Here is a 22,176-nt window from a genome sequence, read left to right on the forward strand (position 1 = left end):
CAAAAAATTCATGCCATCCCCCCCAACAGCTATTCACCCCAACAGCTATCTGAAATACCAAATAGCATAGAGTTAACATTAAATATACAATTAACCAACATCTAATAAGATTTATGCTTGTCCTGATGATTTTGTGGAAATAGATTAACAACAATTTTCGTTGTTGCTTAGATGATTATTCTCTTGAGAGAGGGGTCAGGAATATGGCTCGATATTATCAATCTAAATTTGTCACGGGCACTGAGGCGCTGGTTGACCTTCTACTCGCTCAAGCTGAGTTGGACGAAATTCACAATCTCAACACAGCGGGGTTCGTTTCAGGTTATCGTGGCTCTCCTTTAGCCCGCTTAGATCAAACATTATGGCAATACAGCAAAGAACTTATCCAGGCCAATATTCGCTTTCAACCGGCCGTCAATGAAGATCTTGCAGCCGATGCACTGATGGGAACACAAAAAGTCGAAACAGATCCAGACAGACAGGTTAGCGGCGTTTTTGGTATGTGGTACGGCAAAGGGCCAGGCGTCGATCGTTCCGGTGATGCACTTAAACATGGTAATGCCTACGGTTCCTCTCCGCACGGCGGTGTGCTGGTTATCGTCGGAGACGATCACGGTTGTGTCTCTTCTTCCATGTCTCACCAATCTGACCTTGCGATGATGGCATGGAGTATGCCTGTTTTGCACCCAGCATCAGTTGCCGATTATCTTGATGTTGGTTTGTGGGGTTGGGCGGCATCACGTGTCAGCGGTACATGGTTTGGCTTTAAAGCAATCAGTGAAGTTGTGGAAAGTGGTGCCATCAGAGAAAGCAAACCCTTTCCTGATTATCAACTTCCCCAAGTTGATCCTGGTCCCGATGGACTGCATTGGCGCTGGCCTGATCTCCCTGGCCCACAAATTGAAAAGCGCCTGGCCTATAAACTGAAAGCCGTCGAAGAGTTCGCTAAACTTAATCCCATTGATTACCTGCTCACCCCCTGTGAACACCCACACGCTTTATTGGTAACGGTTGGCAAAGCCCATAAGGATGTTATGGAAGCTCTGCGTGTTGGAGGTCTAACGCCTTCTGAACTAGCCCAACAAGGCGTCGCTTTTCTCCATGTTCGTTTGGTTTATCCCTTATCACCACTTCTCAGCGAACTTGCTACCCAAGTCAGTCATATTTTTGTTATTGAAGAAAAAGCCGCCATCGTTGAGATGTTACTCGCTCACCAATTGGTTAAATTACAGAAAATGACCCACCTGATAGGTAAGCATAACCACCTTGGTCAAAAATTGTTACCCGCTGACATTGAACTGCACCCTTCACGGGTTGCCGCCCCACTTTCTGGCTGGTTACAACAATTCAATTTATTTCTTTCCGTGCCACCAGAATGGTCAACGACTACCATTCAGCACGATGTAACGTTACCCAAACGTACACCGTATTTTTGCGCCGGATGCCCCCATAGCACTTCAACTCGCTTGCCAGAAGGCAGCCAAGCGCAGATGGGTATTGGATGCCATGTTATGGCCGCGTGGATGGATCGCAACACCGGAAATGGCCTCTTGCCAATGGGCGGAGAAGGTGTCGACTGGATAGGACATGCCCCGTTTGTCAATCGCTCCCATGTCTTTCAAAACCTGGGAGATGGCACCTATTTCCATTCTGGTCACTTAGCCATTCGCCAATCCGTCGCCGCAGGAAGCCACATTACTTACAAATTGCTGTTCAATGATGCTGTGGCGATGACAGGCGGTCAGCCGTTGGATGGAAATATCACCCTATCGCAAATTGTTTCTTTAATGCTTGCAGAAGGGGTGAAAGAAGTGGTTGTCGTGACGGATGACAGGGATAAATACAAAGATAAAAATAGTCTTCCTGCCAACGTGAAACTCTATGAACGAGATTATCTGGAAGATGTACAGAAGCGTCTTCGAGATATCGTTGGCGTAACGGTACTTATCTACGATCAAACCTGTGCTACAGAACTACGTCGTAAAAGAAAACGTGGCTTGGTGCCAAAAGTAACGCGCCGTGTTGTTATCAATGAATGGGTTTGTGAGGGATGTGGTGACTGTCAAATACAATCAAATTGCCTTGCTGTAATGCCAATCAAAACGTCTTTAGGCACTAAACGCAAGATAGACCAACACGTTTGTAACTCAGATATGTCCTGCCTGAAAGGATTCTGCCCCAGCTTCATCACTGTCGAAAATGCCAACCCACGCGCCGATCTCAGTCAAATCATCTCACAGGCTGAGTTAGATACAATTATCCAGCAACTACCGCAGCCAACACTGGCTTCTGCCGAAACACCTTATGAAATCCTGTTAGTCGGTATCGGCGGTACAGGTATCATCACCGCAGGACATCTACTGGCAAATGCCGCACAATTAGATAACTGCTCTGTCAGTCTGCTCAATTTTACCGGATTTGCACAAAAAGGAGGGGAAGCCATAACCCATGTTCGGTTATGCCATGACAAAGATAAACTGCATCAAGTCAGGATTGATCGCGGACGCGCTAATCTGGTTATCGCCGCGGATTTAGTGGCTGCAACAGGGCAAAACTCACTGAAAGTAATGTCAAGGGGATCAACAAAATGCATACTGAACACCCATGAAACCCAAATCGGCACTATGCTCCGCTCCCCTATGCTGGATTTGGATCATCCCAAAATGCTAGACATTCTGAAGCAACACACACAGACATTACTCTCCATTGATGCAGAAATAATGGCTGCTTATCTCGTCGGTGACAGAGACCAAACAAATATCATATTAATAGGTTATGCCTGGCAGCTCGGCAAGCTCCCAATCACATTATCTGCCATCAACAGTGCGATGCAAGAACTGGGAGCCTCAGCAGATAATGCCAGACGCGCTTTCTGTATAGGTCGCATCGCGGCAGGCCAACCCGATATTCTGCAAAAACACCTTAATATTACGCCGCCAGAAAATATAAAAAGCCTGGATGATCTCATTATGCATCGCTATCAATTTCTGGTTGATTATCAAAATGAAAGATATGCGATGCGTTATCTCAGCCGTGTTGCCCAAGTCCAAATGGTGGCTCAGCAGATCGATGCAGAAGAAATGACTAAATCCATCGCTGAAAACTTATTCAAATTAATGGCGTATAAAGATGAATATGAAGTTGCCCGACTCTACGTCAAAACTGGTTTTTTCGATAAGCTCCGCTCGCAATTTGATAATACAGAAACCATTCGTTTTCACCTTAGCCTTCCCCTCTTCAATCGCAAAGATCCCCGTACAGGCCAACGCGGAAAAAGGGAATATGGTTCATGGATCATTCCCGTATTCCGCTTTCTTGCCGCCTGTAAGTCACTGCGTGGTACTGTTTTCGATATTTTTGGCTATCAGGAAGAACGCAAACAGGAAAGAAATTTGCTGCTTGAGTATGAACGATTAATTGATTTTTTAATCGAAAAAATGGAACGCAATAACTTGGCAACCTGCCTGCAACTTGCTGAACTACCTAATCAAGTGCGTGGTTTTGGTCATGTGAAGCAAAAAGCGATGAAACGTATGTTGGAAAGCAAAGAAGAGTTGTTGAAATCGTTACAAAAATAAGTTGGTAATCTATTATTTTATAATGAAAAAAGGGCCATAAGACCCTTTTTTCTATGACTTGCAGACTTCTATCACATCTACAGTCCTGAATTTGGAGCGGGAAACGAGACTCGAACTCGCGACCCCAACCTTGGCAAGGTTGTGCTCTACCAACTGAGCTATTCCCGCATTTTTTATGGCTTGTATTAAGCCTGACTTGATATACCCGAATAAATTCTAATTTGGAGCGGGAAACGAGACTCGAACTCGCGACCCCGACCTTGGCAAGGTCGTGCTCTACCAACTGAGCTATTCCCGCATGTATTCTGGTATGCCGTACTGTTGAAATTCTTCATCGGTACGGGGAGCGCATTATACGAGAAATTATTCCGCTGACAAGTCCCACAACCGAAAAAATTGTATTTTTTCTCCGTTTGATGATTAAAGCAGCAAAGGTTCCGCTTAACCATCAACACGGAGATTGATTTACGTACAAACTTGTACCCAATACCGCTCTTTATTTTTGAATAATGTGTTACTTCTGAATAATGTGTTACTTCTGAATAAAGTGCTCACGGTAATACACCAATTCAGCAATAGATTCCCGAATATCATCCAATGCCTGATGGGTATTTTTCTTACTGAACCCCGACAACATCTCAGGCTTCCAACGACGAGCCAATTCTTTAAGCGTACTGACATCCAAATAACGGTAGTGAAAATACTTTTCCAACTCTGGCATATAGCGAAACAGGAAACGGCGATCCTGCCCCACGCTATTGCCACAAATGGGTGATTTTCCTGCCGGCACCCATTGTTCTAGAAAAGCAATGGTTGCTTTTTCAGCTTGCGCATCATCAAACTGACTCTTCTTTACACGTTCTACCAATCCACTGGCAGTGTGCGTCCGTACATTCCAATCATCCATCAATGCCAATTGCTCTTCCGACTGGTGAACCGCAATCACAGGCCCTTCTGCAAGGATATTCAATTCCGAATCGGTGACAATAGTCGCAATTTCAATTATGCGATCCTGCTCGGGATTTAACCCAGTCATCTCTAAATCTATCCAGATAAGATTGTTCTCACTTTTTGACATGATATATCCTAGTTTCCTTCAAAAGAGGTAGTCTGTATCCGTGAGGTATCATAACGTTTTTGATTACTCACAGCGATGACCAGCAAGATAAATGAAAGATAAACGAAAAATAAGTGAGGTTCGGTGGCTAAAAGTAAACTCTCCAAAGGGCAACAACGCCGTGTGCACGCCAATCATCAGCGTAAGCTGAATAAGGCCGATGCTCAAAAACCAGAAATGGATGACAGCCAGTTTGGTGAGCCACAAGAAGGGCTGGTGATCAGCCGATTCGGGCAACATGCCGATATTGAAGCCGCAGATGCGTCTATACAGCGTTGCAATATCCGTAGGACAATCCCCTCATTGGTCACTGGTGATCGCGTTGTATGGCGCCCCGCGCTACAACGCCAGTCTGATGTCAAAGTGAATGGTATCGTAGAAGCGGTTCATGAACGCACGTCCGTTCTTACTCGTCCTGACTATTATGATGGCATCAAACCCATCGCCTCAAATATCAACCAAATCGTGATAGTTTCCGCCATTTTGCCTGAACTCTCACTGAATATTATTGATCGCTATTTAGTCGCATGTGAAACACTCAATATCGAGCCTCTGATCGTACTCAATAAAATCGATCTGTTGGATGCCGAAAGCCGTGAGTGGGTTAACGATGTCATGGATATCTATCGCCATATCGGCTACCGCGTTCTGGAAGTTTCCAGCTATACCGGAGAAGGTATCCCCGAACTGACCGCTTTGCTGGCTAACAAAATCAGTATCTTTGCAGGCCAATCTGGCGTTGGGAAATCCAGCTTACTCAATACCCTGTTGCCTGACATTCAAGAAGATATTCTGGTCAATAATGTCTCAGATAACTCAGGTCTTGGTCAGCATACCACCACCACCGCACGCCTTTACCATTTCCCACTAGGAGGAGATGTGATCGACTCTCCAGGTGTCCGTGAATTTGGATTGTGGCATCTAACGCCAGAACAGGTTACACAAGGTTTTGTCGAATTCCGCGAATATCTGGGAGGATGCAAGTTCCGTGATTGCAAACATCAAGATGATCCTGGGTGTGCCTTACAGGAAGCGTTGAAACAAGGCACCATTGCTCAAGAACGCTTCGAAAATTACCACCGGATTCTGGAAAGCATGACACAGGTTAAACCGCGCCGAAATTTCACAAACGCTCAAAAATAAGGCAATAATTAACGATACACTGACATTAAAAATAATGGCAGGTACAATAGCCGACTTTTGTCCAATTTGCCAAGAACAGATCCAAGAGGTTGACGTGCTGGATAATTTTAAAATCAGTCTACAATATTTACTGCCAAAACAATGCATTACTAATCTGGCAGGCTGGTTTGCCAATAAAAAGGCTGGCTGGCTGACACAGCTTGCAATCAAGGCTTTCGCTAAGGCCTATAAAGTGGATATGAATGAGGCAAAAGATCCTTCATTCACTGCTTATTCAACATTCAATGAGTTTTTTGTCCGCCCTCTTAAGGAAGGCATTCGCCCTATTGCCAATGAAGCCGACCAATTGGCTCTGCCAGCAGACGGCACCGTAAGCCAGCTAGGGGCGATCCGCGAAGATCAGATTATTCAGGCCAAAGGACACTATTACACGATAGAAGCCCTACTGGCAGGGCAGTATCAACTGGCCGAACAGTTCCGTCATGGTCAATTTATCACGACTTACTTATCGCCAAAGGATTACCACCGTGTCCATATGCCATGCGATGGCGTGCTCAAGGAGATGATCTACGTCCCTGGTGATCTGTTCTCAGTAAACCCATTGACGGCAGCCAATGTACCAAACTTATTTGCGCGTAATGAACGCGTCATCTGTTTATTTGAGACAGAGTTCGGCCCCATGGTGCAAATTCTGGTTGGGGCAACGATTGTTGGCAGTATTGAAACTGTTTGGAGTGGCTGTGTCACCCCTCCGCGTGAAGGCATCATCAAACGCTGGACTTACCCTACAGAAGGTCAAGAAGGCGTCATCTCCCTCAAAAAAGGAGAGGAAATGGGACGCTTCAAGCTGGGTTCAACCGTGATCAACCTGTTTGCTGCCAATCAGATTAATTTTGCCAATACCTTATACAGTGGTTCACAAACCCGTATGGGAACCATAATGGCGCAGGCTGCCACATCAGAAGAACTCGCAGTAAATAACGATGAATCAACGAATTAAAGATATCATCAGCTAATTCATAACCAAGGAGCCCCTTATTGTGATTGTGCGCCTGATTATCAGTTTACTTCTCAGCCTCTTAATTGCGAGCTCAGCTTTTGCTTCCGTACTTCAGTTGGATGAAACCCAACTGAGACAAGAGTTAAAGCAGGTTGGCGGCAATAAAAGTTCACAAGATTCTGAAATCGCACATGCACTTCAAGGGGCAATAAATTGGATTAACGATGTAAAGTCCGCCAACGAGCGTACTCAGAAATATCGACAAGCCATTGATGAATTTACTAAAATCATCAAAGAACTACGCCAGAAAATCCTCACTGAAGACAATGCTGTCACGCCCATTCCTGCCAATCAGACTATCAGCAATTTAGAACAGCAAATTATTCAGGCAACTAACGAATTACAAGAACAAGGCCGCCAATTACAACTCGAACAGGATAAACTTCGAGAAATCAGTGACTCGATGAGTCAATTGCCTCAACAACAGGCTGAAGCAAAGCACTTACTGGATGAGGCGATTTCTCGACTCCGGTCTCTGGACTCACCTTCCACGCCGCTGGCTAAAGCGCAATTGGCGCTGGCGCAAGCAGAAGTCAATGCCCGTAAAGCTATGACTGATGAGCTGGAGATGGCTCAACTTTCTGTTAATAATCGTCAGGAGATTGCGCGCGTACGCGCCGAATTATACAAAAAACGCTATCAACGACTGGACCTTAAACTCCAGCAGTTACGCAGCCAGTTAAATACCCAACGCCAGCAGAAAACGGAATCCGCGCTGGAATATACAGAAATGCTGGCAGAGCAAAGTGGGGAAAAACTGCCTAAGTTTTTGCAGGATGAGCTCCAGAAAAATCGCCAATTGTCGCACATGATCAATCAGCAATCCCAGAGAATGGAAGCCATTGGTTCAAAACAGCGTAAGGCCAATAGTGAAATTCTTTTTGTTCTCCAAACACTCAATACTATCCGTGAACAAGCACAATGGCTAAACGATTCCACTGCACTTGGCGAAACCTTGAGGGCGAGAGTCACCCATATTCCCGATATGTCAAAATCCCAGCAAATTGACAGGGATATCGTCGAATTGCGGGTCGAAAGATTGAAATATGAGGAAATGCAAGAACTCCTGCAACGGCCTCTTGAGCAGACCTTGCCCTCATATCACACTCTGACACCAGAGCAAAAGAAGATCTACGAGTCACTTATCCGCACCAGGAAAGAGCTATTAAATTCCCTGCTATCAGGCTATGACAATGAGATACTGGAACAGACACAATTCAAGGTAATCACCAACAAATTAAACGATGCCCTGAAAGAAGTTCAGGATGCTACCCACCGCTATCTGTTCTGGGTAGCGGATGTCAATCCTATATCACTTAATTATCCATTGCAGGTAGTGCAAAATCTGACGCGTCTGTTATCTCTCGATACGTTCTCTCAGTTAGGTGCCGCCATTCACAGCATGTTGACCAAACAAGATACTCTGCTCTATTTACTGGGTACACTATTATTGGTCATTTTTAGCATTAGCTCACACCGCCAGTATCATGCTTTTCTTGAGCGTTCGAGCAATCGCATCGGCAAAGTGACACAAGATCATTTCTCTCTGACTATGCGCACCGTTTTTTGGTCTGTCGTCGCAGCCTTACCGTTACCAATGCTCTGGTCAGCCATTGGTTATGGGCTGCAAAACGCATGGCAGTATCCAATGGCTACCGCAATAGGCAACGGTGTACGTGAAACTACCCCCGTTTTGTGGGTTTTTATGCTCAGCGCGGCCTTTGCCCATCCCAATGGCTTATTCATCGCCCATTTTCGCTGGCCGGAAGAACGCATCACGCGAGCGATGCGTTTCTATCGTCTTTCCATTTTCCTGATCGTGCCTCTCATGATGGCATTGATCACTTTTAATCATTACAAAGACCAGGATTTTATTGCGACCCTCGGCAGGCTGTGCTTCATCATGCTCTGTATCTCGCTGAGTTTGGTAACCAGCAGCTTAAAGCGTGCTGGTATTCCACTCTATATGGACAAACATGGTTCAGGTGAGAATATTGTTAGTTCTGTTCTATGGTGGATACTGCTCTCGGCTCCAATTTTAGCGGCACTCGCTTCGATTCTGGGTTATCTGCAAACCTCACAGGCGCTATTAGGTCGTCTGGAAACCTCTGTCGCTATCTGGTTCTTCCTGCTGGTTGTTTACCACATTGTGCGTCGATGGATGCTAATCCAGCGCCGTAAGATAGCTTTTGAGCGGGCAAAACAACGCCGCGCAGAAATATTGGCTCAGCGCGCCAAAAGTGAGGAAGATTCTGGCAATATTAATAGCAGTGTAGAAGGTGCAATCGAAGTTGAAGAGCCTGTCATTGATTTAGATGCCATCAGTGCCCAATCGTTAGGATTAGTGCGTTCAATCCTGACAATGACAGCACTGGTTTCACTTATCCTATTGTGGTCTGAGCTACATTCAGCCTTTTCTTTCCTTGAAAATATCCGGCTTTGGGACGTGAGTACAACCATCAACGGTGTTGATAGCGTTCAGCCAATTACCTTAGGCTCCGTATTAATTGCAATCTTAGTGATTGTCATTACTACACAACTTGTCCGTAACTTACCAGCTCTGCTGGAACTCGCCCTGTTACAGCATTTAGTACTGACTCCGGGAACAGGTTATGCCATTACGACACTGACCAAATACAGCATTACCCTCATTGGTGGCCTGGTTGGTTTTTCTCTGGTGGGTATTGAATGGTCAAAAATACAATGGCTAATTGCTGCAATGGGGGTGGGACTTGGTTTTGGCTTACAGGAAATTTTCACCAATATTATTTCTGGCCTGATCATCTTATTTGAAAAACCGATCCGCATTGGTGATACCGTGACTATCCGCGGTCTGACAGGCAGTATTACGAAGATCAATACACGGGCAACAACGCTGTCTGACTGGGACAAAAAAGAAATTATTGTTCCCAACAAGGCCTTTATTACAGAGCAATTCATCAACTGGTCACTGTCTGACACGATCACTCGTATCGTCCTGACCATCCCTGTTCCGGCTGATGTTGATTCCGCAAACGCCACCGACATATTACTGTCTGCCGCCAAAAGTTCCCCCTTTATTCTCGATAACCCGACGCCGGAAGTGTATTTAGTGGATTTGCAACAAGGCATTCAGATTTATGAACTACGTGCCTATGCCGCAGAGATGGGGCACCGTATGCCTGCCCGTCATGAAGTGCATCAACATATTTTGCAGGAATTCCGCAAACATAATATCACCTTGCCATTCCCACCATTCCAGGCACGGGTTGATATTTTTGGACAAGAGATCCGCAGTGCGACAACTAACTTCACAGGCCGTAATCCCCCACGCAGGCCGGGGGAACTGTAGTGACCAGACAGTGAGTTGAAAACCAGACGTACAGGATGAATGGTGATTGTGAACGTGGCAGGGGCTATTGCTCTGCATAAATGATAAGTCGGTGCATAACGAGACCGAGAAACTTTCATCGCCAGACGATGGATCGTTTCCATGGTTCGACGTTACAAGGGCTGTCAACTCACCAGCTCAATCAGCGGTATATGTTGAAAATATGGGCGATTAAAAAGTGCGCATGCAATAGAGATATTACTCTAGCTGAACAGCAAGAGATATTGCCCAATGCTCCGCAAAGAAGACTTCAAGACAATTTAAAGGCACTTAATCAAGGATTTGATAAGTTTGATATTACTACATGTCGAGGAAAAGCACATTTTTTAGTGCAGGTATGCCATGAAAGTGGTGCATTGCGATATACGAAAGAAATTGCAGGAGAAACAAAAATATAATCCTTGGTATGGTCGAGGATTGTTAGAACAAAAAATGTATGGAATAAAAAAGTGTGATGTCTCCAATTATATAAACAAGAGAATCGCAGACCTGAGAGGAGGAGAAAATAGAAGAATGGAAGGAAGAGAAAGAAAAGATGGAAGAAGCAAAAATAGAGGAAGGAAAGAAAACTAAAATGTATAAAAAAACTATTTTTTTATTTTTATACTATTGTCTTATAATGCATTTTCTTCTGAATGGCCTAGTGAATTTAGATGTTTGACTTCTGACAATAAAAAACCAATAAATATAAAACATGTCACTCTTTATTCAAAAATAGATAAAGTCTATCTTGGTTATGTTAAGTATGAAACGTCTGATACAGCCATAACGATTAATTTCGTTAAAGATGATGAAATATCAATAGAAACAAGACCATCTATTTATACTATAGTGTGGAATGAAATAATTAAAGGAGAAATTAATGGAACATATACAGTTATTTCACAGGGAGCAAGATTCTCAAGCTTCACGTATAAAAATAAAGATGGTAAAGAAGTTGAGTTTGATGAAAATTGATATGCTTATGATGAAAAAATAGGTGATTGTGTCTGGAAAAAATAGACCTTGTTTAGGATTTTGTGTAATCGCCATTTCATGTTAAATGAGACCATCTAGTACTACAGCCGTAATTTTAGATGTACCACCCTGTTATTTTTACATTGACGGCGACAACGATACCTTCGCCTATCAAGTTTTAATTCTGTACAAAACAAACTCTTATCAGAAGGATGAGTTTGAGGAAGAACTCATTACTACCTTACTAGAGTACGAAAAAGCAATGAATATCATTAAAAATACAGCCAATTCAATAAAATCTATTAAAGAAAGGGTTATAAAAAATAAAAATTAGGGGCTGTTACTGGTGCAAAGAGCTTGTTTCCTGATATTCTGCTCGCATAATCCAGCAAAAACACCCTGTTTGGGTTGGATTTGTGCACGCAGAAGGCCGGTGTTGATACACCGGCTTTGCTTTTTCTGGGCGCAAGCCTGTTTACTGTCACTTAAAAGCGGGTGGAATAGCATTATCCAGCGTTACGCTGGATGTGAATGCTGTACAGGTGTAAACAATCGCGTTAAACGCGTTAAATCTATTTCCTGTTTGGCTTGCGCCAAACTGTATGCCTCTTGAAGCCTCAGCCACATTTCCGGCGTACTGCCCTATCACGTTAGCCAAACGCACCGCCATAGCTGGCGTGACCGCTGCGCGACCTTCCACTACACGCCCAATCGTTGACGGGGAGACATCCAGCGCCCGCGCAAGAGTTCGCAGACTAATATTTAAATGCGCCATCTCGTCAGAGATGTAGCGCCCCGGATGGGGCGGCATACGTTTAGTCATTAATGGTAGTCCTCATAATTCGGTCATGCTCCCAATGATTAGATCTTGTGATAAACTCCCTGCTTTTTATTCTGGGTGAGATATGGCTAAAGTGGATGTGGTTTGTCGTTACTGTCATAAAACAAACGAGGTTAAAGGGCATGGAAAAGGGCGTACTGGGCATCCCCGCTATCACTGCTATGCTTGCCGTAAGACCTTCCAACTGAATTATACCTATCAAGCTTGCCAGCCCGGCATGAAAGAGCAAATTATTGATATGGCCATGAATAACGCAGGTGTCAGGGACACGGCTCGGGTTCTGAAAGTCGGCATTAACACCGTCATTCGCACATTAAAAAACTCATACCAAGACAAGTGACTACGCTGCCGCTTGCGGGCAGTGAGATTCATCTTGTCTGTGAAATAGACGAGCAGTGGTCATTTGTCGGTAATAAGAAAAATCAACGCTGGCTCTGGTATGTCTGGGAGCCGAATAAGAAACGGGTAGTGGCACATGTGTTTGGGGATCGCAGCAGGAAAACATTGAAAAAGCTACTGGCACTCTTGTCTCCTTTTACTATCCGGTTTTACTGTACAGATGATTATGCCGTTTACGATTGCCTCTACCTCAGGAAAAACACCTCACGGGAAAGAAATTTACCCAACGTATCGAGAGAACAAATCTTACGCTTCGTATCCGGATAAAGAGGCTGAATAGAAAAACAATAGGTTATTCCAAATCCGAAGAGATGCATGACAAAGTGGTAGGTACGTTCATTGAACGTGAATACTATATTTTATAACAGATCTAATCATTGGGAGCATGACCATTCTAATATCTATAGCTTTTGAAAGGAGGGACAATAGTCCCAACTTCCAAAACAGACATTTTCCTTTAATTAGCTCAAAAACCCACAATGAAATCAAATAACATTAATGACGCATACCGATTGCCAATCGATTCATTCCATTCATAAGCGCAATCGCAAAAGTCAGATCAGAAATTTCCTGATCTGTGAAGTGATCTTTCAAGGGTAAATAAGCATAGTCATCTGCGTGTGTCGTTACAATGTGAGTCAGCGCCTCAGTCCATTCCAATGCCGCTTTTTCACGGGGAGTAAACTGACTACTCACTCGCCATCCGGCTAATTCAGCTAACCGACGTTCTGATTCTTGATTTTCACGTAAAACTTGAGAGTGTTTATTTAAGCAGAAAGAACAACCATTGATTTGAGATACTCGCAAATAGATCAATTCAACCAATTGCAAACCTAACGGACTATTTTCCAAACCTTCTTTTACAGCACGAAAACCTTGCAGTAACTCTGGAGATAAGTTGTAGTAAGCGAGGCGTAATTTACTCATGAATAATATTCCTTATATTAATACTCCAAGAGACTATATTAAAAATTATCACTTTAAACAAAGGAAATGTTATTTAAATGAAAAAAATCACAAAATAAGAATTAATTTAATTTCATATAATTAATTGTGTAAATTATTTAATAGAGAGATTATTAAAAATACCACTAAAGGAATAAGTGGTATTTTATGTTAATATTGTGCAGTAGGCGTATTGTTACAGCAAGACTTGGAATAAAAGTAACAATGATATAAATCAACAACAATGCAAAACCAGTAGTATCATTAATTGCTGAACCCAATACTATAAGAGCCACATCACTTTATTGAAATTAAATTACATAGAAGAAAAACAGGCAAACTGTAAAAGATGATAAACTCTATTCTTAATTATCTTTTAATGTCCATAGTTCATTATTAATTGATAAACATTCCCTTATTTATGCCATTATTAGATAGTGAATTAAAAAACATTTACAAATGTAAAATTAGAAACAGGAAAAACATAAATATCTTTAACTCATACCAAAGTTACGCATAAATCTATCAGAAAAATAAGCCCTATTATTTTATCATAAGCTACGCTTACATCCACAAGATTCACCAATTTGTAATTCAAACTCACACTCCTGAGCTGCTCCATTCCATGTTTTCAATATTTAATAGACGACCCAAGTTTCCACCAGCATTATTGGTTATTTTATTGGAAAAATGACTTATCAATATAAGAAAACAGCATCACATCGGATGCTGTTTTCAAACAATTAACTTCGTTAAGTCATCAGCTTCAAACCTGATATATTTTCCGTAAATAACAGGAAACGGCATCATCCGCATTAGAGCCAATGATTTCCATATCAGGTAAAATGTCTTTTAAGCGCTGGTGCGCTCCCTGCATTATGCAACCTTTACCTGCCACACTTAACATTTCCCGATCGTTCATCCCATCACCAAAAGCAATGCTGTCGTTTAATTGATATCCGATCAATTGACAAACCTGCTCTAATGCATGACCTTTCGAAACACCTCCAGCCATCACTTCCAAACAATTTCTCAATGAAAAACTGACATTAACCCTTTCCCCCCAACGCGCTTTAATCCTCTCTTCTAAATCCACCAAATAATCATGATCTTCACTGGTGTAGTAAACCTTGCATACGCCATCTGTAGGAAAATTATCGCGCTGAAAAAGTTGATAATGGAAGACTGACTCCTGAAAAAACGCTTCCTGTTCAGGAGATTCTCTATTCATTAGCCAATCATCGTTATTGAAGTAATTGGTCAGGATATCGGGATTATCAAACTCCAATAAACACAAATCATGGGCAATTTCAGGATCTAAGTTATGGCTAAATACCAATTCATCTTGGGTATTGTGAACCCTTGCACCGTTGGAAGTAATCATATAAGCATCAATGCCCAACCCATCACGGATCTGCCCTACATCAATATGATGGCGCCCTGTTGCAAAAACAAAATGAATCCCTTGTTCCGTTAATAAGTTCAACGTTTCCTTGGTATATGGGGTTAATTTATGGTTGGGAGATAACAAAGTGCCATCTAAATCTGAAGCAACAATATGATACATAGTTATGGTTCCTAAACTAAATCAGTTCTGGTCAAAAAAATCACAAATTGCATTGAGAGCCTGTGCCCGCAATGCATCTTTTTCGAACAGGATTTCGTGATGAGCCCCCTGGATAATCAGGGGATTTTGGTGAGATGCACAAAAAGCCAATAACTTCCGATTACTTACTATCTTATCTTCACTTGCTTGTAATACGATGAGCGGAGTTTTAATTTTGCCAGCATTTTCAATCAGTTTATCTCCCATCAGCATACTTTCACGCATCCAATGGTAAGTTGGCCCCCCAAGGCGCAATTCAGGATAATCAGCATAGTAACGCAAATAACGCTGATAACGCGCATAACTGTGCGTTAATAGGTTGATAAAATAAGGTAATGGCCGCCATTGCCCCGTTGATAGGGCATAAGCATTGCGCCTTTTGATATTGAGTTCCGCCTGGTTAACCAGAAAATTCGCCAGCCAGCGGGGCATTGGTAAATGGATACCAAACATCGGTGCACATAACGCCACGGCACGAAAAGTCGACTCTTGGTAACGTACCAGAAAACGGCTCAAAATCGCTCCTCCCATTGAATGAGCCAGAGCATAACAGCGGTGAGATTGACGAGGTGCCACTTCAAGCTCAATAAATTTAGCTAAGTCATCCACATAATGATCGAACTCTTCAACATGGCCTTTTTGTCGATCGTCCAATATTCGCCCTGAACGGCCTTGTCCACGATGATCAATAATGAAAATATCGTAACCCTGATGATAAAAATCATAGGCCACCTCAGGGTATTTCACGTAACTTTCACTACGGCCAGGCAAAATAACGAGTGTTTTGTCATGATGAGGGGAACAAAAGGAGACATAATGGATAGGAATATCATCAATTCCTATAAATTGCCGCTCTTCTCTTGTTTGCCAAAAATCCAGTAATAATCCATTCGTAAAGGCTGAGAACTGAGGTTCACGGTTTAACCAACTAGCTTTCAATATCTCAGACGCCATTCGTCATCCTCTGTTCTCCAATCCTCTATTCACTGTCCTTTAGTTATTCAAGATTTTCAGTTACTCGAATTCTTCAAAATGCTCTCGGATTAATGTCATAAATGCTTCACCAAAACGTTCCAATTTCCGTTGACCAACGCCATTAATCAGCAAAAGTTCATCCGGCGTTATTGGGCACTGTTCTGCCATTTCAATTAATGTGACATCATTGAAAACCACAAAGGGTGGAATATTGTTTTCATCAGCAATGGATTTACGCAATTTACGCAACTTAGCAAATAATTTGCGATCATAGTTGCCGCTGTACGATTTGTTTTGCTGATTGCGACTTTTCAAGTTTTGGATACGCGGTACGGCAAGTTGTAGAGACATTTCGCCACGTAATACAGGCCGCGCAGCCTCAGTCAATTGCAGCGCAGAATAGTTAGCAATGTTTTGGCTAATCAGCCCCAAGTGAATAAGCTGACGCAAGACACTCATCCAATGTTCCTGGCTCTGCTCTTTACCAATGCCATAAACAGGCAGTTTGTCGTGCCCAAAATCTCTGATGCGTTGATTATTTGCACCACGTAGCACTTCTACAATATAGCCAATCCCAAAACGTTGTCCAACGCGATAGATACAGGATAGCGCTTTCTGTGCTTCCACCAGACCGTCGTAACGTTTGGGAGGATCAAGGCAAATATCACAGTTGCCACACGCTGTTTGACGGCTTTCCCCGAAATAATTCAACAATACCAGGCGCCGACAGGTCTGCGCCTGGGCAAATGCGCCCATGGCATTGAGTTTATGCCGCTCAATATCCTGTTGTTCGCCCGCTGGTTTTTCTTCTAAACAGCGACGCAGCCATACCATATCCGCGGGATCGTAAAACAGCACGGCTTCCGCCGGTAAACCATCTCGCCCAGCCCGACCAGTTTCCTGATAATAAGATTCGATATTACGGGGAATATCAAAGTGCACGACAAAACGCACATTAGGTTTGTTAATTCCCATACCAAACGCAACCGTCGCCACAACGATCTGTAAATCATCTCGCTGGAAGGCATCTTGTACCCATGCCCGCTGGCTGTTTTCCAGCCCTGCATGATAAGGCGCAACACTTAACCCACGCTTTTGCAAACGCTCCGCAGTCTCTTCCACTTTAGTCCGACTATTGCAATAGATAATTCCGCTTTTTCCCTGCTGACCGCGGACAAATGACCAAAGCTGATCAAGCGGTTTGTATTTTTCAACTAAGGTATAGCGAATATTGGGACGATCAAAGCTGCTGATATGGATAATTGGCTCACGCAACTCCAATAAACGTACGATATCCTGACGGGTCGTTTTATCTGCCGTAGCGGTTAATGCGATCACCGGAAGATCGGGGAAATGACGACGGAGTTGCCCTAATGCTCGATATTCTGGGCGAAAATCATGCCCCCATTGAGAAATACAGTGGGCTTCATCGACAGCCAATAAAACAGGTTGCCAATCGTGAAGTTGGTCAAGAAAGTTATCCGTTACCAGCCGTTCAGGGGCGATATAGAGCAGCTTAATACTCCCTTTACGGCAACGTTGAATGATATCAAATTGCTGTTCACGATTTTGAGTTGAGTTCAGGCATTCCGCTTCAACGCCATTCGCACGTAGCTGATCAACCTGGTCTTTCATCAATGAAATAAGTGGCGACACAACCAGAGTCAGCCCGTTTTTAACCAATGCGGGGATCTGGTAGCACAGTGACTTACCGCCTCCCGTTGGCATAACCACCAGACAGTCACGCCCGTCAAGAACAGCGTCAATAACTTGCTGCTGTCCCGGCCGAAATTGCTGGTATCCGAATGTTTTTCGTAATGCTTGTTCAGCCAGCGATGCCGTGCTGATGAGTTCTGCGGTAGACACGCTTTTCCTCGATCGTTAGAAACTTAATCCCTGAAAAAACCTAAAAACAGGCTATAAAAATACAGTTGCGATCCAAGCGCCTGTATATAAAAAATTACCGCTTATTCTACACGCTATATGATTATTTTTTGTAGTCCGTTTTTTCCTCCATGAATTGTTTCTCGAAGCGCTTCACAGACTGGCAAAGTCGATAATGAAAGCATAATATTAACAAGTAATTAACCATATGCACCCATTTAACATCCGTTGATTTTACTTTTCATTATCAGGTTATCAGGAAAACCACCATGGAAAATATTCCGCCAGTAGACACCATATTAACTCCAGAAGAAGCTCGCAAATTTATAGGTGAAATTTTTGTTTATCATATGCCATTCAATCGTCTGTTAGGACTCGAACTGCTCCGCTTCGAACCAGACTACGCAGAACTGCAATTTTGTTACCAAGAAAAATTGATTGGCAATATGATTCATAAAATTCTGCACGGTGGTGCGATCGCTTCCATATTAGATGTTGCTGGAGGGCTGGTTTGTGCAGGCAGTGCATTGACATCCATTGAAACGATTACCATCGCAGAGATCCAAAAAAGTCTAACCACATTAGGCACTATCGATTTACGCGTGGATTATCTGCGCCCTGGACGTGGTGAAGTATTTACTGCCAGTTGCAATCTTATCCGCGCCGGCAATAAAGTTTCTGTCGCCAGAATTGAATTGCATAATGAAAAACAAATGCATATCGCCAGTGCAATGGGGACTTATTTGGTGGGTTGATGTTTTTAAACCCTAAGACCTAAAATTAATACCCAACTCATGCCCAAAATACAAACTTAAAATAAATGAAGGAATGTGCCAGCAAAACACATTCCCTTTTCGTGGGTATACTTATTTTCAATCTCACCATTCGTTTATAATCTAGAGCCAGATACCTAAATTCACTATAACTATTAACAAGCTGTCACTCTGGGTATATGATAACCAATGGAAACAAACAGATTTCCAACAGCAACTATGCTGAACTTACCTTAACCATTATCAAGAACCAATAACCAGAAAAACCTCACAAACACTGTTTTGATACTAATTAATTAAGTAGATCAACATGAGAATAGATTATGATTCCAAGAACCAAAGCAGAATCGGAGATCCTCTCTGGCAGAGCTGTTGATGCTGTTGTATATATCTGGTATCCCTGCCACAGCTTCCCTTTTGGGCATGCTTCTATTTATATCGGTGGAACGCCGCAATGCCCTTGGCCAGGCTTCTATTCAGGAAATTTAGAATCATCAAACAGTTCAAGGAACGCTGGATCCTCACATAATCCACAACGTCCGGCAGAAGATAACTATGTCAGTTTCCTTGCAGAACCAAATATACAGCGAGGAACTTTATCATCTGCCGGAGCCTTTAATAACATTCAAGCTGATTTTTTAGAGCTTCCCCATCTGGAATATTATCTGATTGGCTTGGATGTTGAGAAAATGCAACACCAAAAGCGTGAACTCTATAACGGCAAAATGTATGGCAATTTTCGTATAAGCCATAGTTATAATCCTATTAATAAAAATTGTGCAACAATGGTTGCCAAAATATTAAAAGTCGGTGGAGTAGAAAGTTTATTAAATACTATTCAAAGGGTTGGTTATGCCAACAATGTATATTGGACACCCAAAGACATCGCCCAATTGTGTAATGAATTAAGAAATAATGACAAGGCGGTAAAAATAAGGGGGCTGAATTGTCCAAGTATACTAAAATCACCATTTAAGACGTTATTAGGTTTTAGATAGATATAATAGATTATACTTGTTTATCATTCTGCCAATGACAATCTTAAAATAAAATGATGTCAATACAATACGATTTTTAAATTGGGATAGCAGATCTCCTGATGTAATTATGCTCTTCTGAACTATGGTTTGATTGTCAAGTTTAGCAATTACCTTAACAAAGTTGCCAAGTATAATCATGAAATTCAATTTCCAAGGCTAACCCTTCAGAGAGGATACGTGAATAATCTATTTATAGATACTCATCTTAACCTACCACAGTAGTACAAAAAATTAGGATGAAATAAGCGCCTGATTCTATCAATATAGATACTCCTGTTACCTGGGTATAATAATTTAGCATAAAGTGCTATTCAGCTTAGTATAAAAATTTAATTTATTATTCATGCCATTAACTACTTGTAAATCATTCATCCCAATGACACATTGTATAGTGCTATGAGCTATCACCTTAACCAGCTCTTCTGATTTTCTGAACATTCTCTCAACATTCAAGGATATTATGAGTAACCAACAGACTGCCAAAGGTATCTTATATGCCTTAGGGGCTTATCTTATTTGGGGATTAGCCCCCATCTACTTCAAGACCATACAATATGTGCCACCCGATGAAATTGTGTCACATCGTGTTATATGGTCGGTTTTCTTTATGGTGCTGATGCTGACAGTGACTCGCCACTGGCGCCAGGTGTGGGCTGTTGTTCGCCAGCCGAAAATACTACTGTTGCTAGGCATCACTGCCTTCACTATTACCAGTAACTGGCTTACCTATATCTGGGCAGTCAATAATGGGCATTTACTGGAAGCGAGTCTGGGGTATTTTATTAGCCCACTGGTTAATGTTCTGTTTGGTATGATATTTCTTGGTGAACGTTTCCGCCGTATGCAGTGGATTGCTGTGGGATTGGCCGTTACTGGTGTATTGATCCAGCTATGGCAGTTTGGTTCTGTACCGATGATTGGTTTGTACTTAGCGACAACATTTGCCGTCTATGGACTGATCCGCAAAAAAATGGGGATTGATGCACAGACAGGTATGTTGATTGAGACAACCTGGGTATTCCCTGTCGCCCTAACTTACCTGCTGTTTTTCACCCATAGCCCAACAAGTAATATGTTGGATAATACATATTCTTTGAACCTCATGTTGATTGCTGCCGGTATTATTACGACAGTGCCACTGCTGTTTTTCACCGCAGCCGCTGCGCATCTGCGTTTGTCTACGCTGGGCTTCTTCCAGTATCTTGGCCCAACATTGATGTTCTTGCTGGCAACGTTAGTTTATGGTGAGAAAATTGGACCAGATCGTTTGATTACTTTTGGCTTTATTTGGGCTGCCTTAATTCTGTTTATACTGGATGCGCTCTATACGCAGCGTCGTTTACGGAAGTAGTAAAATTCTTTCAACAACATTCCTAAACTGACCCAAGGCATTCTCTACAATTTGGGTCAGTTTAGTAAAATCAGCCGACAAAGCAACTCGTTAGCAGATAAGAAGATAGATAACTGGTGATATAACTACAGCCAATTTTTGCGTTTGAAGTAGAGATAAGGCGCCAAACCCGCTGCTATCATTAACCCAATGGCCGCAGGGTAACCGAATGTCCAATGCAATTCCGGCATAAATTCGAAATTCATACCGTAGCTGGATGCTACCAGCGTCGGTGGCAGGAATACTACGGAAACAACGGAGAAAATCTTGATAATGCGACTCTGCTCAATGTTGATAAAGCCCATCGCAGCTTGCATCAAGAAGTTCACTTTTTGGAACAAGGATTCATTGTGCGGCAGCAAGGATTCAATATCCCGCAGAATCTCACGAGCCTGTTCTAATTGATTAGCAGGCAAGCGAGCACGGCGCACAAGGAAGTTCAACGCGCGCTGGCTATCCATCAGGCACAAGCGGACTTTCCAGCCAATATCTTCCTGCTCAGCAAGGTTAGATAAAGCAGAATCAAATTCATCGCCCTGTTTACCGTTCATAATGACCCGACTCAGGGATTCCAGCACGCTATAGATGTTTTCAATGACATCAGCCAATTGTTCGATTTTGGTTTCGAACAAGTCCATCAACAATTCATAGGCATTTCCGTCAACCATAGTCTGGTTACGGGCACGCATTCGGTATAATCGAAATGCAGGGAGTTCACGCTCTCGCAATGTGTAGAGACGACCGTCACGAATAGTAAATGCGACTGTCGAGTTGCCAGCATGGTCTTCGGCATCTTCAAAGTAGAAGAATGAATGGACGTGCATACCATCTTCATCTTCAAAAAAACGGGCTGATGCCTCAATGTCATCCAACTCGGTGCGGGTCGCCAAGACTTGTCCCAGCTCATTCTGGACTCTGAGGCGATCATCGTCCCCCAGTCCCACTAAATCTACCCACATGGAGTCAGATAACTTATCACCTTCTTCAAATTCAAGACGGAGCAGGCGATTATTCTCTAATTTAAATGCGTTCAGCATGTACCATAAGTCTCCTTATACTCCCTACGTTTATCGTAAGGCGCGAATGTTACGCTTAGTA

At 42.9% G+C, this 22,176-nt stretch carries 16 protein-coding genes, 2 tRNA genes and 1 pseudogene; 10 read left to right on the forward strand and 9 right to left on the reverse strand.

Going from position 1 to position 22,176, the window contains the following annotated elements:
* Positions 1-203: 203 nt before the first annotated feature.
* Positions 204-3,578: an indolepyruvate ferredoxin oxidoreductase family protein gene (locus Xedl_RS04850; RefSeq protein WP_074022717.1), complete on the forward strand. Its 3,375-nt coding sequence runs from the start codon at positions 204-206 to the stop codon at positions 3,576-3,578.
* A gap of 92 nt (positions 3,579-3,670) precedes the next feature.
* On the opposite strand, the gene Xedl_RS04855 is transcribed toward Xedl_RS04850, so the two are convergent.
* The 3 genes from Xedl_RS04855 to orn all read right to left on the reverse strand — a co-directional run bounded on the left by Xedl_RS04855 (position 3,671) and on the right by orn (position 4,656).
* A tRNA-Gly gene (locus tag Xedl_RS04855) sits at positions 3,671-3,746 on the reverse strand.
* A gap of 54 nt (positions 3,747-3,800) precedes the next feature.
* Positions 3,801-3,876 (reverse strand) — tRNA-Gly (locus Xedl_RS04860).
* 234 nt (positions 3,877-4,110) lie between these two features.
* On the reverse strand, positions 4,111-4,656 hold the full coding sequence (gene orn, locus Xedl_RS04870) for an oligoribonuclease (protein WP_074022718.1): 546 nt from the start codon (positions 4,654-4,656) through the stop codon (positions 4,111-4,113).
* Between the two features lie 123 nt (positions 4,657-4,779).
* Here orn and rsgA point away from each other — a divergent pair, with 123 nt between their 5' ends.
* From rsgA to Xedl_RS25055, 5 genes are all read left to right on the forward strand, one after another.
* On the forward strand, positions 4,780-5,838 hold the full coding sequence (rsgA, locus tag Xedl_RS04875) for a small ribosomal subunit biogenesis GTPase RsgA (protein WP_074022719.1): 1,059 nt from the start codon (positions 4,780-4,782) through the stop codon (positions 5,836-5,838).
* A 94-nt stretch (positions 5,839-5,932) separates the two neighbouring features.
* Positions 5,933-6,838, forward strand: coding sequence for an archaetidylserine decarboxylase (gene asd / locus Xedl_RS04880; RefSeq protein ID WP_074022771.1), 906 nt, complete (start codon positions 5,933-5,935; stop codon positions 6,836-6,838).
* A gap of 46 nt (positions 6,839-6,884) precedes the next feature.
* Complete coding sequence (gene mscM / locus Xedl_RS04885) at positions 6,885-10,229, forward strand: miniconductance mechanosensitive channel MscM (protein ID WP_074022772.1); 3,345 nt, start codon at positions 6,885-6,887, stop codon at positions 10,227-10,229.
* Between the two features lie 381 nt (positions 10,230-10,610).
* Positions 10,611-10,841 (forward strand): hypothetical protein, encoded by a 231-nt coding sequence (locus Xedl_RS25050; protein ID WP_143187378.1) that lies wholly within the window; start codon positions 10,611-10,613, stop codon positions 10,839-10,841.
* Between the two features lie 84 nt (positions 10,842-10,925).
* A complete protein-coding gene (locus Xedl_RS25055; RefSeq protein ID WP_143187379.1) occupies positions 10,926-11,225 on the forward strand; it encodes a hypothetical protein in 300 nt (99 codons plus the stop codon).
* Between the two features lie 481 nt (positions 11,226-11,706).
* On the opposite strand, the gene Xedl_RS04900 is transcribed toward Xedl_RS25055, so the two are convergent.
* Positions 11,707-12,048: a HigA family addiction module antitoxin gene (locus Xedl_RS04900; RefSeq protein ID WP_422645899.1), complete on the reverse strand. Its 342-nt coding sequence runs from the start codon at positions 12,046-12,048 to the stop codon at positions 11,707-11,709.
* A gap of 82 nt (positions 12,049-12,130) precedes the next feature.
* On the opposite strand from Xedl_RS04900, the pseudogene Xedl_RS23070 reads away from it, so the two are divergent.
* Positions 12,131-12,830: pseudogene (locus tag Xedl_RS23070) on the forward strand (IS1 family transposase).
* A gap of 130 nt (positions 12,831-12,960) precedes the next feature.
* Here the strand turns inward: Xedl_RS23070 and Xedl_RS04915 are convergent.
* From Xedl_RS04915 to recQ, 4 genes are all read right to left on the reverse strand, one after another.
* Positions 12,961-13,392 carry a carboxymuconolactone decarboxylase family protein gene (locus tag Xedl_RS04915; RefSeq protein ID WP_074022723.1) on the reverse strand — a complete coding sequence of 144 codons (432 nt, stop codon included), beginning with the start codon at positions 13,390-13,392 and terminating at the stop codon, positions 12,961-12,963.
* A 784-nt stretch (positions 13,393-14,176) separates the two neighbouring features.
* Entirely contained in the window at positions 14,177-14,977 is an 801-nt protein-coding gene (gene yigL, locus Xedl_RS04920; protein WP_074022724.1) for a sugar/pyridoxal phosphate phosphatase YigL, read from the reverse strand.
* Positions 14,978-14,998: 21 nt separating this feature from the next.
* On the reverse strand, positions 14,999-15,970 hold the full coding sequence (pldB, locus tag Xedl_RS04925) for a lysophospholipase L2 (protein ID WP_074022725.1): 972 nt from the start codon (positions 15,968-15,970) through the stop codon (positions 14,999-15,001).
* 60 nt (positions 15,971-16,030) lie between these two features.
* The gene (recQ, locus tag Xedl_RS04930) at positions 16,031-17,857 is read right to left on the reverse strand and encodes an ATP-dependent DNA helicase RecQ (protein ID WP_074022726.1); all 1,827 of its coding nucleotides are present in this window, start codon (positions 17,855-17,857) and stop codon (positions 16,031-16,033) included.
* Between the two features lie 287 nt (positions 17,858-18,144).
* Between recQ and Xedl_RS04935 the strand changes: the two genes are divergently transcribed.
* From Xedl_RS04935 to rarD, 3 genes are all read left to right on the forward strand, one after another.
* Entirely contained in the window at positions 18,145-18,630 is a 486-nt protein-coding gene (locus Xedl_RS04935) for a thioesterase family protein (RefSeq protein WP_074022727.1), read from the forward strand.
* A 341-nt stretch (positions 18,631-18,971) separates the two neighbouring features.
* Entirely contained in the window at positions 18,972-19,646 is a 675-nt protein-coding gene (locus tag Xedl_RS04940) for a hypothetical protein (RefSeq protein ID WP_074022728.1), read from the forward strand.
* 502 nt (positions 19,647-20,148) lie between these two features.
* Positions 20,149-21,039, forward strand: a complete 891-nt coding sequence (gene rarD, locus Xedl_RS04950) for an EamA family transporter RarD (RefSeq protein WP_074022730.1) — start codon at positions 20,149-20,151, stop codon at positions 21,037-21,039.
* A gap of 125 nt (positions 21,040-21,164) precedes the next feature.
* On the opposite strand, the gene corA is transcribed toward rarD, so the two are convergent.
* Positions 21,165-22,115, reverse strand: coding sequence for a magnesium/cobalt transporter CorA (corA, locus tag Xedl_RS04955; RefSeq protein WP_074020654.1), 951 nt, complete (start codon positions 22,113-22,115; stop codon positions 21,165-21,167).
* Between the last annotated feature and the right edge of the window lie 61 nt (positions 22,116-22,176).

This window comes from Xenorhabdus eapokensis, assembly GCF_001908105.1.